17 protein-coding genes are annotated in these 12,466 nt (G+C 67.7%); 6 read left to right on the plus strand and 11 right to left on the minus strand.

Annotated elements, in window-relative coordinates; translation table 11 throughout:
- Positions 1–7: 7 nt before the first annotated feature.
- Positions 8–400, minus strand: a complete 393-nt coding sequence (locus HF886_RS10340; protein WP_169652243.1) for an ankyrin repeat domain-containing protein — start codon at positions 398–400, stop codon at positions 8–10.
- A 46-nt stretch (positions 401–446) separates the two neighbouring features.
- Here HF886_RS10340 and HF886_RS10345 point away from each other — a divergent pair, with 46 nt between their 5' ends.
- Together HF886_RS10345 and HF886_RS10350 are read left to right on the plus strand one after the other, a co-directional pair.
- The gene (locus HF886_RS10345; protein WP_169620793.1) at positions 447–1,496 is read left to right on the plus strand and encodes a septum formation family protein; all 1,050 of its coding nucleotides are present in this window, start codon (positions 447–449) and stop codon (positions 1,494–1,496) included.
- Between the two features lie 11 nt (positions 1,497–1,507).
- Positions 1,508–1,846 carry a metallopeptidase family protein gene (locus HF886_RS10350; protein ID WP_169620794.1) on the plus strand — a complete coding sequence of 113 codons (339 nt, stop codon included), beginning with the start codon at positions 1,508–1,510 and terminating at the stop codon, positions 1,844–1,846.
- Positions 1,847–1,874: 28 nt separating this feature from the next.
- Here HF886_RS10350 and HF886_RS10355 read toward each other — a convergent pair whose 3' ends face one another.
- Positions 1,875–2,036, minus strand: coding sequence for a hypothetical protein (locus tag HF886_RS10355; RefSeq protein WP_169620795.1), 162 nt, complete (start codon positions 2,034–2,036; stop codon positions 1,875–1,877).
- Positions 2,037–2,234: 198 nt separating this feature from the next.
- On the opposite strand from HF886_RS10355, the gene HF886_RS10360 reads away from it, so the two are divergent.
- Entirely contained in the window at positions 2,235–2,636 is a 402-nt protein-coding gene (locus tag HF886_RS10360; RefSeq protein ID WP_169620796.1) for a nuclear transport factor 2 family protein, read from the plus strand.
- Between the two features lie 26 nt (positions 2,637–2,662).
- Positions 2,663–3,634: a nitronate monooxygenase family protein gene (locus HF886_RS10365; protein ID WP_169620797.1), complete on the plus strand. Its 972-nt coding sequence runs from the start codon at positions 2,663–2,665 to the stop codon at positions 3,632–3,634.
- An 81-nt stretch (positions 3,635–3,715) separates the two neighbouring features.
- Here the strand turns inward: HF886_RS10365 and HF886_RS10370 are convergent, their stop codons facing one another.
- Both HF886_RS10370 and HF886_RS10375 read right to left on the minus strand, forming a co-directional pair.
- A complete protein-coding gene (locus HF886_RS10370; protein ID WP_169652244.1) occupies positions 3,716–4,003 on the minus strand; it encodes an antibiotic biosynthesis monooxygenase in 288 nt (95 codons plus the stop codon).
- 120 nt (positions 4,004–4,123) lie between these two features.
- Entirely contained in the window at positions 4,124–4,534 is a 411-nt protein-coding gene (locus tag HF886_RS10375; RefSeq protein ID WP_296550634.1) for an NUDIX domain-containing protein, read from the minus strand.
- 335 nt (positions 4,535–4,869) lie between these two features.
- Between HF886_RS10375 and HF886_RS10380 the strand changes: the two genes are divergently transcribed.
- Entirely contained in the window at positions 4,870–5,730 is an 861-nt protein-coding gene (locus HF886_RS10380) for an alpha/beta hydrolase (RefSeq protein WP_169652245.1), read from the plus strand.
- Here HF886_RS10380 and HF886_RS10385 read toward each other — a convergent pair.
- The 4 genes from HF886_RS10385 to HF886_RS10400 all read right to left on the minus strand — a co-directional run bounded on the left by HF886_RS10385 (position 5,716) and on the right by HF886_RS10400 (position 8,982).
- The gene (locus tag HF886_RS10385; protein ID WP_169652246.1) at positions 5,716–6,117 is read right to left on the minus strand and encodes a TIGR03668 family PPOX class F420-dependent oxidoreductase; all 402 of its coding nucleotides are present in this window, start codon (positions 6,115–6,117) and stop codon (positions 5,716–5,718) included. The genes HF886_RS10380 and HF886_RS10385 overlap by 15 nt on opposite strands.
- Positions 6,118–6,182: 65 nt before the next feature.
- Positions 6,183–6,941: an SDR family oxidoreductase gene (locus HF886_RS10390; RefSeq protein WP_169652247.1), complete on the minus strand. Its 759-nt coding sequence runs from the start codon at positions 6,939–6,941 to the stop codon at positions 6,183–6,185.
- 32 nt (positions 6,942–6,973) lie between these two features.
- Complete coding sequence (locus HF886_RS10395) at positions 6,974–7,735, minus strand: 3-hydroxyacyl-CoA dehydrogenase (RefSeq protein WP_169652248.1); 762 nt, start codon at positions 7,733–7,735, stop codon at positions 6,974–6,976.
- 53 nt (positions 7,736–7,788) lie between these two features.
- Positions 7,789–8,982 (minus strand): thiolase family protein, encoded by a 1,194-nt coding sequence (locus HF886_RS10400; protein ID WP_169620802.1) that lies wholly within the window; start codon positions 8,980–8,982, stop codon positions 7,789–7,791.
- Positions 8,983–9,211: 229 nt separating this feature from the next.
- Here HF886_RS10400 and HF886_RS10405 point away from each other — a divergent pair, with 229 nt between their 5' ends.
- Positions 9,212–9,997 carry an enoyl-CoA hydratase gene (locus HF886_RS10405; RefSeq protein WP_169652249.1) on the plus strand — a complete coding sequence of 262 codons (786 nt, stop codon included), beginning with the start codon at positions 9,212–9,214 and terminating at the stop codon, positions 9,995–9,997.
- A 2-nt stretch (positions 9,998–9,999) separates the two neighbouring features.
- Here HF886_RS10405 and HF886_RS10410 read toward each other — a convergent pair whose 3' ends face one another.
- The 3 genes from HF886_RS10410 to pheA form a co-directional block, all read right to left on the minus strand.
- Positions 10,000–10,671: a TetR/AcrR family transcriptional regulator gene (locus HF886_RS10410; RefSeq protein WP_169652250.1), complete on the minus strand. Its 672-nt coding sequence runs from the start codon at positions 10,669–10,671 to the stop codon at positions 10,000–10,002.
- A gap of 182 nt (positions 10,672–10,853) precedes the next feature.
- Positions 10,854–11,516: a histidine phosphatase family protein gene (locus HF886_RS10415; RefSeq protein WP_169620805.1), complete on the minus strand. Its 663-nt coding sequence runs from the start codon at positions 11,514–11,516 to the stop codon at positions 10,854–10,856.
- The gene (pheA, locus tag HF886_RS10420) at positions 11,513–12,427 is read right to left on the minus strand and encodes a prephenate dehydratase (protein ID WP_169652251.1); all 915 of its coding nucleotides are present in this window, start codon (positions 12,425–12,427) and stop codon (positions 11,513–11,515) included. Before pheA ends, HF886_RS10415 begins: the two co-directional genes overlap by 4 nt.
- Between the last annotated feature and the right edge of the window lie 39 nt (positions 12,428–12,466).

Consider the following 12,466-nt stretch of genomic DNA (forward strand, 5'->3'; position numbering starts at 1 on the left):
TGGAAGCCTACCGCTGCCACAGTTCCAGATACTCCTCGCGCCCGAACATCTTGGCCGTATCGATTGCGGTGGGATGCCCGAGCCGTGGATCGGCACCGGCTTCGGACAGAACCCGGACGACGTCGTCGGCTCCCTTGAACACGGCACCCGCCAGCGGCGACTGGCCCTTGTCGTTGAGGCGATCGAGATCTGCACCCCGCTCGGCGAGCACCCGTACCGCATCCGCATGACCGTGGTACGCCGCGAGCATGACCAGCGTGTCGCCGGAACCGTTGGTGAGGTTCGCCGGCACCCCCGCGTCCACATACTCGGCAAGGGTTGCGGCATCGCCGGCGCGCGCCGCGTCGAACATAAGCTGGGCGATCTCGAGAATTCGCGGATCTATAGGCTCATCGGTCATGATCCGACGCTACCGCCGGCCGCACGAACGGGCATGATGGAACGTGATGGCCGAAGAATCTGAGCAGCAGCCCCACCGACGCCCGCCTTCCGCGAGGCTGACCCGACGCGCGCTGATATTCGTCGCCGTGGGCGCTGTGCTCGCGGCGGTCGCGACGTTCGTCGTGGCGGGTTTCGAGGGTTCCACCGACGGAACCACCGACAACGGCCGGAGCGTGGCGACCACGGGCGCGGTGGCGGGCGAAGCGTTCGGCACCGCCTCGACGGGTGACTGCCTCACCTGGACCGCTCTCGATGCCGGCGATCTCACCAAGGTCGACTGCGAGCAGAGGCACCTGTTCGAGGTGGTCGCCGACATCGATCTGAGCACGTTCCCGGGTGCCGAGTGGGGGCCGGGTTCCCGATTCCCGTCGGTGATGCGGTTCACCGCCCTGCGCGACGAACTGTGTGTCCCGGCGGCGATGGACTATCTCGAGAGCCGATTCGATCCGGTCGGCAAGTTCAGCGTCGGTCTGATCAATCCCGGCGAGGCCGGATGGGCCGCCGGAGAACGAACGCTGCGGTGCGGTCTGCAGTTCTCGTCGACGACGGGCAATCTCCTCCCCATCGAGGGACGGGTGGCAGAGCAGGACCAGTCGCGGGCGTGGGACACCGGAGTGTGCATCGGCATCAACAACGGCATCCCGGCCGACCCCGTCGACTGCGCGAAACCGCACGCGTTCGAGGTCGTCGCCACCGTCGATCTGTCGTCGCAGTTCCCCGAAGGTCTCCCCAGCATCGAAGACCAGGACAGGTACCTCGAGGAGACGTGCACGCGACTGGTCGGCGAATACCTGGGCGACCCGCAGGCGCTCCGCAACAAGACGCTGACGTTGTTCTGGGACAACCTCGGGTACGACAGCTGGCTCGCAGGCAGCCGTAAGGTCAACTGCTCGATCGGCAAGCAGGTCGAAGGCGGCGGATTCGCATCCATCACGGGATCGGCGAAGGGTGACATCCTCATCGACGGCCAGCCGCCGGTGGCGCCGGAACCGCTGCCCGAGGGCAGGTCGCTGCCGAGTCCGCTGCCCGGCGCCGTTCCCCTCCCGGGTCAGTGATGGGCGTACACATGAGCGACGAGCATTTCGAGGAGCTCGTCTCGGAGGCGCTCGACGAGATCCCGGCCGAACTGGCGCGCGCGATCGACAACGTCGTGGTGCTCGTCGAACCGCGCCACGACGAGGAGCCGGATCTGCTGGGTCTGTATCAGGGGATCGCGCTCACCGAGCGCGACAGTCATTACGCGGGGTCGTTACCGGACACGATTTCGATCTACCGGGACGCCATTCTCGATATCTGCCGGACGGACGACGACGTCGTCCACGAAGTGCTGGTGACGGTGGTCCACGAGATCGCGCACTACTTCGGCATCGAAGAAGAGCGCCTCCACCAGCTGGGCTGGGGGTAGGCGCTCTCCGGCCGGTCCGACGGGCTGGTTACTCGGCGCGGTGTGCGTCGGCCTTGACCAGGCTCGGGTTCTTGGCCTTGCGCTGCATGAAATGCGGGTTGATCGTCGAGATCACGAGCAGGATCAGGGTGCCGACGGTCACGACAGCGATCGAAAGCACGACGACGATCATGCCGAAGAGTTCAAACATCCCGGTTACCTCCACTTTCGATGTCACGACGAGGCACGCGACACGCGCCGCCCCGTCGTACCTTAGCCTCTGCCGCTGCGCCGCCGGGGACCGGCACCCGGGCGCACCCCACCCGGAGCGGAATCACGAACAGTCACTGTTGACCGTTTAGTCGGCGGACTCTACGCTCGGACCCACCCCACCGAGAGGCGAACCCACGTGACGCATCCCGCCCGCCCGGCAGTGATCGACCGATGGCATCACCTGATCGAGACGAACGACCTCGACGCGCTGGACGTACTCGTCGCCGACGACGCCGTGTTCCTGTCGCCCGCCGTGTTCACCCCGCAGGAAGGCAAGGCCAAGACGGTCGCGTACCTCCGGGCGGCGCTCACCGTGTTCGGTGGCGACACCGGGTTCCACTACGTCGGCGAGTGGTACGGCCCGAACTCCGCGGTGCTCGAATTCGTCGCCGATCTCGACGACGTACACGTCAACGGCGTGGATCTGATCGAGTGGGACGACCGGGACCGGATCGTCGGGTTCAAAGTCATGATCCGCCCCGTCAAGGGCCTGCAGGCGCTGATCCCCCGCATGGCGGCACAACTAGAGCAAGCCTGACCACTCACCCTCGAGGAGTTACGTATATGAGTCTGCCGCCGATTCTGAAGGATCGCCTGCGCCTGCCCGTCGTGGCATCGCCGATGTTCATCGTGTCCAACCCCGATCTCGTGATCGCACAATGCATTTCGGGTGTTGTCGGGTCGTTCCCGTCGCTCAACGCCCGCCCGCACTCGCAACTGCGCGAGTGGCTGACCCGGATCACCGACGAACTCGCCCGGTACGACGCCGACAATCCCGAGACACCGTCCGCGCCGTACGCGGTGAACCTCATTGTGCACCGGTCCAACGACCGCCTCGAAGAAGACCTCGCGACGATCGTCGAGTTCCAGGTGCCGCTGGTCATCACCTCGCTCGGGGCACGCACCGACGTCAACGACGCGATCCACTCGTACGGCGGCATCGTCCTGCACGACGTCATCGACAACCGGTACGCGAAGAAAGCCGTCGAGAAGGGCGCCGACGGCTTGATCGCGGTCGCCACCGGCGCCGGCGGACATGCGGGCACGCAGTCTCCGTTCGCTCTCGTCCAGGAGATCCGCACCTGGTTCGACGGTCCGCTGCTGCTGTCCGGCGCGATCGCGCACGGCAATTCCATTCTCGCCGCGCAGGCTGCCGGTGCGGATCTCGCGTACATCGGGTCGGCGTTCATCGCGACGACGGAGGCACACGCCCAGGACGAGTACAAGCAGATGCTCGTCGACTCGTCGGCCTCCGACATCGTCTACACGAACCTGTTCAGCGGCGTGCACGCCAACTACCTCCGGGGCAGCATCAGCCGCGCGGGCATGGACCCCGACAACCTCGCCACCTCGGATCCGTCCGCGATGAACCTGGGTGACGACAAGACCGAACCCGGCGGCACCGCGAAGGCGTGGCGCGACATCTGGGGTGCGGGTCAGGGCATCGCCGTCATCGACCGGATCGCTCCCACCGCTCGCGTCGTCGAGCGACTCGCCGACGAATACGCCGCGGCCCGCAAGCGGCTGTCGCTCTGACGACCCTCCGGGTTCGTCCGGCACACACGACAGCGTGGCATGCCCAGGCATGCCACGCTGTCGTCGTCTGTGGGGTGCGACTCAGAGAGTCGTGTACTGCGTGAGCTTCGGCGCTCCGGCCAGGAGCGGACCGAGATCGGTGATGGCGCCCTCGCCCGCGCGGAACTTGCGGTAGGCGGCGTCGTGCTCGGCCGAACGCCACTTCTCCACGACGACCCAGCGGGCCTCGTTCGTCCGGTCCACCAGAATCTCGATTCCGTCGCAACCGTCGAACGCGCGGGTCTCGCCGAGCACCCGGCTCATCACCGCTTTGGCGTCGTCGAGCGCGTCGGCCTTGAATTCGAGTTCGAGCAGGGCGGTGAGCGCCATGAAGAGTCCTTCCGTGCAAACGTGTGCAGTGCCGTACTGGTGCCGCTCACATTTCCCGATTCACGAGAACGGCGCAATACCGTTCCGGAAATGACACTTCCCTCCGGGGCGCACAGTCTGTCAGCGCGCGATCGCCGGGAGGACGAAATGCTCGAGCAGGGGCGCGAGATCGCCGGGCAACGGGTGGAGCGCCGGGTCGAGCCAGCGCATCTCCTCGATCTCCGCCGCGCTGCCCGTAATGCCGACGAACGGGTGCTCGAACACCGTCCCCTCGATTTTCCAGCCCGGTTCGTTGGCCGCATCCGCCAGAAACACCCCGATCCGTCGCAGCGAACCGAGGTCGAGCACCGCCCCGACTTCTTCCGCGCACTCACGCACCGCAGCCTCGGCTGCCGACTCGCCGGGTTCGGGCTTTCCACCGGGAAGCATGAACCGGGACGTGTTGCGCTTGCGTACCGTCAGCACCTGCCCGTCGGCGTCGCGGAGCACGACCGCGCTGACACGGATGAGTTTTTCGGGGGAATCGGACACCCGCCCATCCTAGGAACCACGAGACCGAAGCCGCCCGCGGCACACGCACCGCGGTGGGAACTATCGGGCGGCGAGGACGGAACGGGCGCCGCCGAGGGACTCGGCCGATGAGATCGGGACGTTGCTCCGGTCTGTCCGAGTAACGCCCGGCCCACTTCCTGCTTGTGCGGGCTTTGCTTCCGGAAAGCGGACGGGCACGAAGCTTGTCGAGAAGGAGCCGAGACCATGGGACACACGCAGCAACGTCATGAGGGTCGTCGACGCCGAGATTGTCGAGGCTGCCGGCTGTTCGAAAACCGTGGCGGCAGTCGCCGCGTCGGAAAGCTGAGCGGCAGATGACCACCGTCGGTGCCAACGGGGTCGATCTGGGTGTCGAGTCCTTCGGTGACTCCGATGCGCCACTCGTCCTGCTCGTCGGCGGGACGACGATGCTCTCCTGGCCCGATGGACTGTGTGAGCACCTCGCCGCGGGCGGACGTCGCGTCGTGCGGTACGACCTGCGCGACAGCGGTGAGTCGACGACGGCGGACCCGGAGACACCCACCTACACCCTGCGTGACCTCGCCGCCGACGCGGCGGCCCTCGCCGACGCGCTCGGCGGCAGGCCTGCGCACCTTGCGGGAATCGGGGTCGGTGGGATGGTCGCCCAGCTCGCGGTGCTCGAGCACCCCAGCGCGTTCCGGGGACTCACCTTGGTGGGTACCCGCGCGGTCGCGCCCGGCAAGTGCGACCCCGACCTCCCCGACCACGACCAGGCGACGATGAATCGACTGTTCGCGCTTCCGATGCCCGACTGGACCGACCGAAACGCGGTGGCGGAGTTCGCCGCTGCCGGCGCGGAGATCCTCGGCGACGCCCCCGTCACCGCACGCGCGACCGCCGCGCGCATCTGGGACCGGACACCCGGCACAACTCCCGCGATCCAGATGGCCAACCAGCTCGGAACGGTCTTTTCCACACTCGACTGCACACCCCGCTGGCGCGAGCGCCTTTCCCGGATCCATGTCCCCACGCTCGTCGTACACGGCCGGCGGGACCCGTTCTTTCCTCTCGGCAACGGCGAGGCCATCGCGCACGAGATTCCGGGAGCACAATTGCTGGTGCTCGCCGAAGCTGCCACGGCGATCCCCGAATCGGCGGTCGGGGAGGTCGCGGACGCGATGCTCTCGCTGACTTCGGACTCACGCCGACCATGATCGCCAGCGCAGCTGAGCGATGGTGATCACCGGTCCCGGTGGTCGTTTCGACTGATACTGCGGATATTTGCGCACCAGCGCGTCGAGGCCGGCGGCGCCCGCATCGGTGTCCGCGGCGTGGACCGTGGCGATGCCGTCGATGCGAATCCACCACAGCTGTGACCAGTCGTCGCTGTAATGGTCGACGAGCACACTCACGCGGGGGTTCGCTGCGATGTCTGCGAGGCGACGTAGCCGCCGGGTGGTCTTCGGCTTGTCGTCGACGCAGGTGTGAATCGCATCGCCGTCGAGGGCGAACACGATCGGGACCAGGTGCGGTTCGCCGGACCCGTCTGCGGTGGCCAGGCGGGCCACCCGGGCTTCGGTGACGCGGCGGCGGACGTCCATGTGCCTCACCGTAGCCCGGCCGAGCCGGTATGCCGGTCCTTCGATCGACTCGGCCGGGCTGCGGATCAGAACATGCTGTAGCCGCCGTCGATCACCGTCGCGCTTCCGGTCTGGAACGCCGATGCGTCGCTCGCGAGGTACACGGCGATACCCTCGAAATCCTCCGGCCGCCCCCAGCGACCCAACGGCACGCGGGAGATGACGTTGCGGTTGAACACGTCCGAGTCCTGCAGCTGCCCGGTCATATCGGTCGCGATCCAGCCCGGCAGCACACTGTTGACCCGGATGCCGTAGCGCGCGAGTTCGACGGCGCACCCGTTGGCGAGCGCGAGCACCGCGGCCTTGCTCGCGCCGTACGCCTGGTTGCGTCCTGCGCCCTGCAACGCTCCCAGGCTCGACGTCACGATCACCGACCCGCCGGTACCTTGATCCACCAGCACCTTCGACGTCTCCCGCAACGTGAAGTACGCACCGTCGGCGTTGGTGCCCATCACTTTCCGGTACTGCTCCGTCGACGACTCGTGGAACTTCTGCAGTGCCGCACCGATTCCCGCATTGACGACCACCGTGTCCAGCCCACCGAATTCGCCGACGACGGATGCGACACCGTCGACCACCGCGTGCTCGTCGGACACGTCGACCGACCGCGTCGTCACGCGGACACCGAAGCCGCTCAGTTCGTCGGCCGCGCGTCCGAGTCTGGCGGTGTCTCGTCCCCAGAGCGCGATGTCTGCGCCGGCACGTGCGAGGCCCCGCGCCATACCGAGGCCGAGACCGGCGGAACCGCCCGTCACCAGCGCCCGTGTGCCTGTCAGGTCGAACATCGAGATCCTCCCGGCGGGTTCTTCCGCGAGGTTCAGCGCGGCGCCATGCGGATGGCACCGTCGAGACGGATGACCTCGCCGTTGAGCATCGGGTTGGACACGATGTGCGCTGCGAGAGCGCCGTACTCGGAGGGGTCACCGAGGCGCGCGGGATGCGGAACCTGCTGTCCGAGAGACGCTTGCGCCTCCTCCGGCAGAGAGCCGAGCAACGGGGTCTTGAACAGGCCGGGTGCGATGGTGACGACGCGGATGAGGAGCGAGGCGAGGTCGCGTGCGATCGGCAGGGTCATGCCGACGACGCCGCCCTTCGATGCCGAGTAGGCGGCCTGGCCGATCTGGCCGTCGAATGCCGCGACGGAGGCGGTGTTGATGATGACGCCGCGCTCCCCGTCGACCGGTTCCGTCTTGGCGATGCGCTCGGCGGCGAGGCGGATCACGTTGAACGTGCCGAAGAGGTTGACGTCCACGACTTTCTTGAAGGCGTCGAGCGGGAACGCACCCTTCTTGCTCACCGTCTTCATGGCGTTGCCGATGCCGGCGCAGTTGACCGCGACGCGCAGGGGGCCGAGCGATTCGGCGAGGTCGAGCGCCTCCGTGACCGCGGCCTCGTCGGTGACGTCTGCCGCCGCGAAGCGGACCCGGTCGCCGAGTTCTTTGGCGACGGTCTCGCCGTTGGAGGACGGCAGGTCGATGATGACGACCTGGGCGCCGTCGGCGAGCAGAGCCTTGACGGTGGCGAGGCCGAGCCCGGAGGCACCACCGGTGACGATGGCGACGCTGTCGTTGACGATCATGAAAAGCCTTTCACTGTGGGGATTTCGGACGAGAGATTCGGTACGGCGGTGGGTCAGAGACGTTCGATCACGGTCGCGTTGGCCATGCCCGCGCCCTCGCACATGGTCTGCAGGCCGTAGCGGCCGCCGGTCGCCTCGAGGGTGCTGACGAGCGTGCTCAGCAGGCGCGTACCCGACGAGCCGAGTGCGTGACCCAGTGCGATGGCACCGCCCCACGGATTGAGCTTGGCCTCGTCCGCGCCGAACTCCTCGGCCCACATCATCGGGACGGGCGCGAACGCCTCGTTCACCTCGTAGGAGTCGATGTCGTCGATGGACAGGCCCGACTTGGCGAGCACTTTGTGGGTAGCCGGGATGGGCGCCGTGAGCATGAAGAGCGGGTCGTCTCCGGCGACGGCGAACGAGTGGAATCGCGCGCGCGGAGTCAGGCCCAGCTTGGTCGCGGCTTCTTCGCTCATGATCAGAACGGCCGACGCACCGTCCGTGAACGGCGACGAGTTGCCGGGGGTGATGAGCCACTGCGCTTCGGGGAATCGTGCGGCGTACTCGTCGGTGCGGAAGGACGGACGCAGCCCGGCAAGTGCCTCGACGGTGGTCGACGCGCGCACGGTTTCGTCGACGCCGTGCACGACCTGCTCGCCGTCTGCGTTCGTGACCGTGATCGGGGCGATCTCCCGGTCGAAGTTTCCTGCCGCGATCGCGGCGGCGGCGCGCTGGTGCGAACGCGCGGAGTAGGCGTCGACGGCGTCGCGGTCGAAACTCCACTTCGCGGCGATGAGTTCCGCCGAGATCCCCTGGTTGACCAGACCTTCCGGATACCGGGCGGCGACGCCGGGGCCGAACGAGTCCTGCCCGATCGAAGACGTGCCCATCGGGAGGCGGCTCATCGACTCGACACCGCACGCGATGACGATGTCGTACGCACCCGCGATGACGCCTTGCGCCGCGAAATGCGCAGCCTGCTGGCTCGATCCGCACTGACGGTCGATGGTGGTGGCCGGAACCGAGTCCGGGAAACCCGCCGACAGCAGTGCCGAGCGCGAGATGTTGAGCGCCTGCTCGCCTACCTGCTGCACGCAACCGCCGATGACGTCGTCGACGAGGACGGGGTCGAGGTTGTTGCGCTCGACGAGCGAACGCAGGACGTGGGCCAGAAGTTCGACGGGATGCGTACCCGACAGCGCACCACCGGGCTTGCCTTTGCCGACGGCAGTGCGGACCACGTCGACGATGACGGCCTGTGCCATGACGTTCCTTCCGAGGGGTTCGAGCAGGGCCGGCCGGAGTGCGTGGAGTGTGGAGCGCCCCACTCCCAACCGTGTACCTATCGATCGCTAAAGACTTACCACGGGGTAAGCACGCGGTCAACGAACTCGGTACCCAGCGGACGACACGCAGGTCTGATAGGGAGAGAAGAGGCTTCGCCGCTGCGCGCCGTCACCGCAGGCAGTCGGCCACCACACCGAGGAGAACCGCATGAGCACCGACCCGCCCGGAGTCACCTCGAGCGTCGGCAACGGCATCCTGCGCGTCACGATCGACCGTCCCGCCCGGATGAACGCGGTCGAGACCGACACCCTGGTCGCCGTCGCGGAGGCTTTCGACAGGCACGGCGGCGACCCCACCGTCCGCGCCGCGATCCTGACCGGAAGCGGACGGGCGTTCTGTTCGGGCGCCGACATCTCCGGCCGTGACCTGACCGCTCCTCCCACGCCCGACACCATCGACGCCGCGAACCGGGTCGTCGCGACGATCCGGGATTTTCCGCGACCGGTTGTCGGGGCGGTCAACGGCGTCGCCGCCGGCGTCGGTGTGTCACTCGCACTTGCGTGCGACCTTACGGTCGCGAAGGAATCGACCTACTTCCTGCTCGCGTTCGCCAAGATCGGCCTGATGCCGGACGGTGGTGCGACGGCACTCGTCGCAGCGTCGATCGGTCGTGCCCGGGCGCTGCGGATGGCGATGCTCGCCGAACGGCTCCCGGCGCCGGAAGCGCTCGCGTCCGGCCTCATCGCCGATGTCTACCCCGACGACGAATTCGACACGGCGGTCGAGGAATTGATCGTCCGGCTCGCAGACGGTCCGTCTGTGGCCCTCGCGTCCACCAAACGGGCGATCAACGACGCGACGCTCACCGAACTCGGCAACGCGTTCGGCCGTGAGCGTGTAGGTCAGCTCGATCTGCTCGCGGGCCCGGACTTCGCCGAAGGAGTGTCCGCCTTCCAGGACAAGCGCACCGCGGACTTCCGGCGTCGCGCCTGACCTCAGAGCGGATCGCGGCGAGAGCCGACCGTCTTGAGGGCGATCGCCACATACTTCTTCGCGACCGCTTCGGGGCTCAGAGTTCCCTCCGCGTGGTACCAGCGGGGAATCGATTGGCACATCCCGAGCAGTGCCCGGGTGGTCTCGGCCGGGTCGTCGACGTCGAAATCGCCCGTCGCAGCACCTTCCTCGACGATCTCACGCACCAGTTCCTCTATGCCCTTGCGCACCGCGCGGTACCGCTGACGATTCTCGGGACTGAGATAGCGAGCTTCACCTTCGAGCGCGGCGAGCGCCGACCGCATCGTCATCCGCAGCACGATCGCCTCGATCACGTTTGCCAGTCTGCGCACCGGATCGCCGGCACCCTCCGCGTCGGCGGCGTGCGCTCGGGAGAGCACGTCGCTGGTCGACAGCTCGAGCAGGGCGATGAGCAGGCCTTCTTTGTTCTCGTGGTGGTAGTACAGCGCGGGCACGGTCACGCCGACCCGCCGCGCGATCTCGCGCACCGATGTCCCGTGGAACCCGGTCTCGTAGAAGGCGTCGAGCGCTGCGGACAGGATCGGGCTGAGGTCGAGCGGTTGCAACGTCCGCCAATCGGAGTGCGCGTTCTCCGCATCCGGCACGACCCGACCCTCGAGCGGGTCGACGGCGTCGTCGGTGGAACCATCCATGTACCGCACCCAACCTACCGATCGTTACTTCATCCGGACGGCTCGACGATACCCGGCGGTTTCGTCCGCGAACGATCGACACCGCGGCACGTCGCTCCGCCGGAGGGACGGGATGCGCGCCTGCATACGAGCAGTGGGCGAGAGCGATATCGATTGCGAGAGTCCGCGTGAACTGCGCGTTCTCAGCCCATCGGGTCGTCGGCGCCGGCGCGGTGGGTGTCGCGGAACGGGCCGGTGAACGTGCCCCACCGCACACACTCCCAGCCCCCGCCCCGCACCGGCACGAGTTCGACGGTCTCGGTGTTGGCCAGATGATTGCTCGTGGCGAACCCGCCCGGCACTTTGCCGAGGTACGCCGCGACGAGACGGATGGCTGCGCCGTGGCTGACGACGACGACCTCCCCCGACCCTTCCTCGAGATGGTCGGCGCGCAATGCGTCGATCACCGGCACGAACCGGTCGAGAACGTCGATCGCCGATTCGCCGCCCGGCACCCGCGTGCGCAGGTCGCCGCTGTGCCACTCCTCGTAGACCTTCATGAACAGGGTGTGCGACTCCTCGTCGCTGCGATCCTCGAGATCACCGACCTGCACCTCGTGCAGGCCGTCGAGGACCGAGGTGTCGAGCCCGACGGCCGGAGAGACCTGCTCCGCGGTCTGCCGCGCCCGGATCGCCCGCGACGCCACGAGAAGCGACGGGCCGCGCTCGACGAGATTGCGGCCGAGGCTCCGTGCCTGCTCGATTCCCAGTTCGGTCAGTTCCGCACCGGGCAATTTGGTGTCGAGACGCCGTGCGACGTTCGCCACCGTCTGGCCGTGCCGGGCCAATATCAACTTTCCGCTCACCGCTGTTCCTCTCCGCGGCGCAGTCGCTCGAGCCACTGCGCATCGTCGTCGTCGGAGACGGGAGGCACCCCGTGCTCGGACACTGCCGGCCACGAACCGAGGAACCGTACCTGCGCGAAACGGTGCAGGGCCTTGAGTGCCTCCGCGACGAGCGCGTCGTCGATATGGCCCACCCAGTCCAGATGGAAGAAGTAGGTCCCGTAATCCATACGGGTGGGGCGTGATTCGATGCGGGTGAGATCGATTCCGCGGGTCGCCAGTTCCGTCATGGCCCGCACCAGCGAACCCGGAACATTCGGCAGTTGCAGGACCACCGACGTGCGATCGCAGCCGGTGCGCTTCGGTACCGGCCCGGGCCGCGAGACGAGCACGAACCGGGTGCGGGCACCCGCGAAGTCCGCGACGCCGTCGGCCAGCACCGCCAGACCGAGCCGTTCACCGGCCAGCGCCGTGGCAACCCCCGCGTCGACCTTCCCGGATGCGACATCCTCTGCCGCCCCCGCGTTCGAGTCCGCGGCGACGATCGCGGCGCCCGGCAGATTGTCGGCGATCCACTCCCGCACCTGGGCCGCTGCGACGGGATACGCACCGATGGTCGCGACATCCTCGCGAGCGACTCCGGGCCGCGCGACCACCGTGAAGGCGATGTCGAGTTCGGTTTCGGCGACGATCTGCAGCCGAGAGCCGAGGGCGAGTCCGTCCATCGTCGGCGGCACCGAGCCTTCGACCGAACTCTCGATCGGCACGACCGCTCCGTCGACCTCGCCGTCACGCAGCATCTGCAAGGCCGCGGGAGGGCTGGCGGCGGAGACCCGCTCGACCGGCGCATCGAAGGCACCGAGTTCCTCGAAACGGGCGAGGGCCATCTCGGTGAAGGTTCCCGACGGGCCGAAATAGGCGATACGTGGCACGCCTACGAGGTTACGCACCCCGAGTCTGCGGATTGCGGT

It is taken from the genome of Rhodococcus sp. 105337 (genome assembly GCF_012844225.1).
In the GTDB taxonomy this organism is placed as follows: domain Bacteria; phylum Actinomycetota; class Actinomycetes; order Mycobacteriales; family Mycobacteriaceae; genus Rhodococcus.

Excerpts from the sequence above, each read along its gene's own strand:
- HF886_RS10340 (WP_169652243.1), bottom strand. The coding sequence starts at position 400 with ATGACCGATGAGCCTATAGATCCGCGAATTCTCGAGATCGCCCAGCTT.
- HF886_RS10345 (WP_169620793.1), top strand. The coding sequence starts at position 447 with ATGGCCGAAGAATCTGAGCAGCAGCCCCACCGACGCCCGCCTTCCGCG.
- HF886_RS10350 (WP_169620794.1), top strand. The coding sequence starts at position 1,508 with ATGAGCGACGAGCATTTCGAGGAGCTCGTCTCGGAGGCGCTCGACGAG.
- HF886_RS10355 (WP_169620795.1), bottom strand. The coding sequence starts at position 2,036 with ATGTTTGAACTCTTCGGCATGATCGTCGTCGTGCTTTCGATCGCTGTC.
- HF886_RS10365 (WP_169620797.1), top strand. The coding sequence starts at position 2,663 with ATGAGTCTGCCGCCGATTCTGAAGGATCGCCTGCGCCTGCCCGTCGTG.
- HF886_RS10370 (WP_169652244.1), bottom strand. The coding sequence starts at position 4,003 with ATGGCGCTCACCGCCCTGCTCGAACTCGAATTCAAGGCCGACGCGCTC.
- HF886_RS10380 (WP_169652245.1), top strand. The coding sequence starts at position 4,870 with ATGACCACCGTCGGTGCCAACGGGGTCGATCTGGGTGTCGAGTCCTTC.
- HF886_RS10385 (WP_169652246.1), bottom strand. The coding sequence starts at position 6,117 with ATGGACGTCCGCCGCCGCGTCACCGAAGCCCGGGTGGCCCGCCTGGCC.
- HF886_RS10390 (WP_169652247.1), bottom strand. The coding sequence starts at position 6,941 with ATGTTCGACCTGACAGGCACACGGGCGCTGGTGACGGGCGGTTCCGCC.
- HF886_RS10395 (WP_169652248.1), bottom strand. The coding sequence starts at position 7,735 with ATGATCGTCAACGACAGCGTCGCCATCGTCACCGGTGGTGCCTCCGGG.
- HF886_RS10400 (WP_169620802.1), bottom strand. The coding sequence starts at position 8,982 with ATGGCACAGGCCGTCATCGTCGACGTGGTCCGCACTGCCGTCGGCAAA.
- HF886_RS10405 (WP_169652249.1), top strand. The coding sequence starts at position 9,212 with ATGAGCACCGACCCGCCCGGAGTCACCTCGAGCGTCGGCAACGGCATC.
- HF886_RS10410 (WP_169652250.1), bottom strand. The coding sequence starts at position 10,671 with ATGGATGGTTCCACCGACGACGCCGTCGACCCGCTCGAGGGTCGGGTC.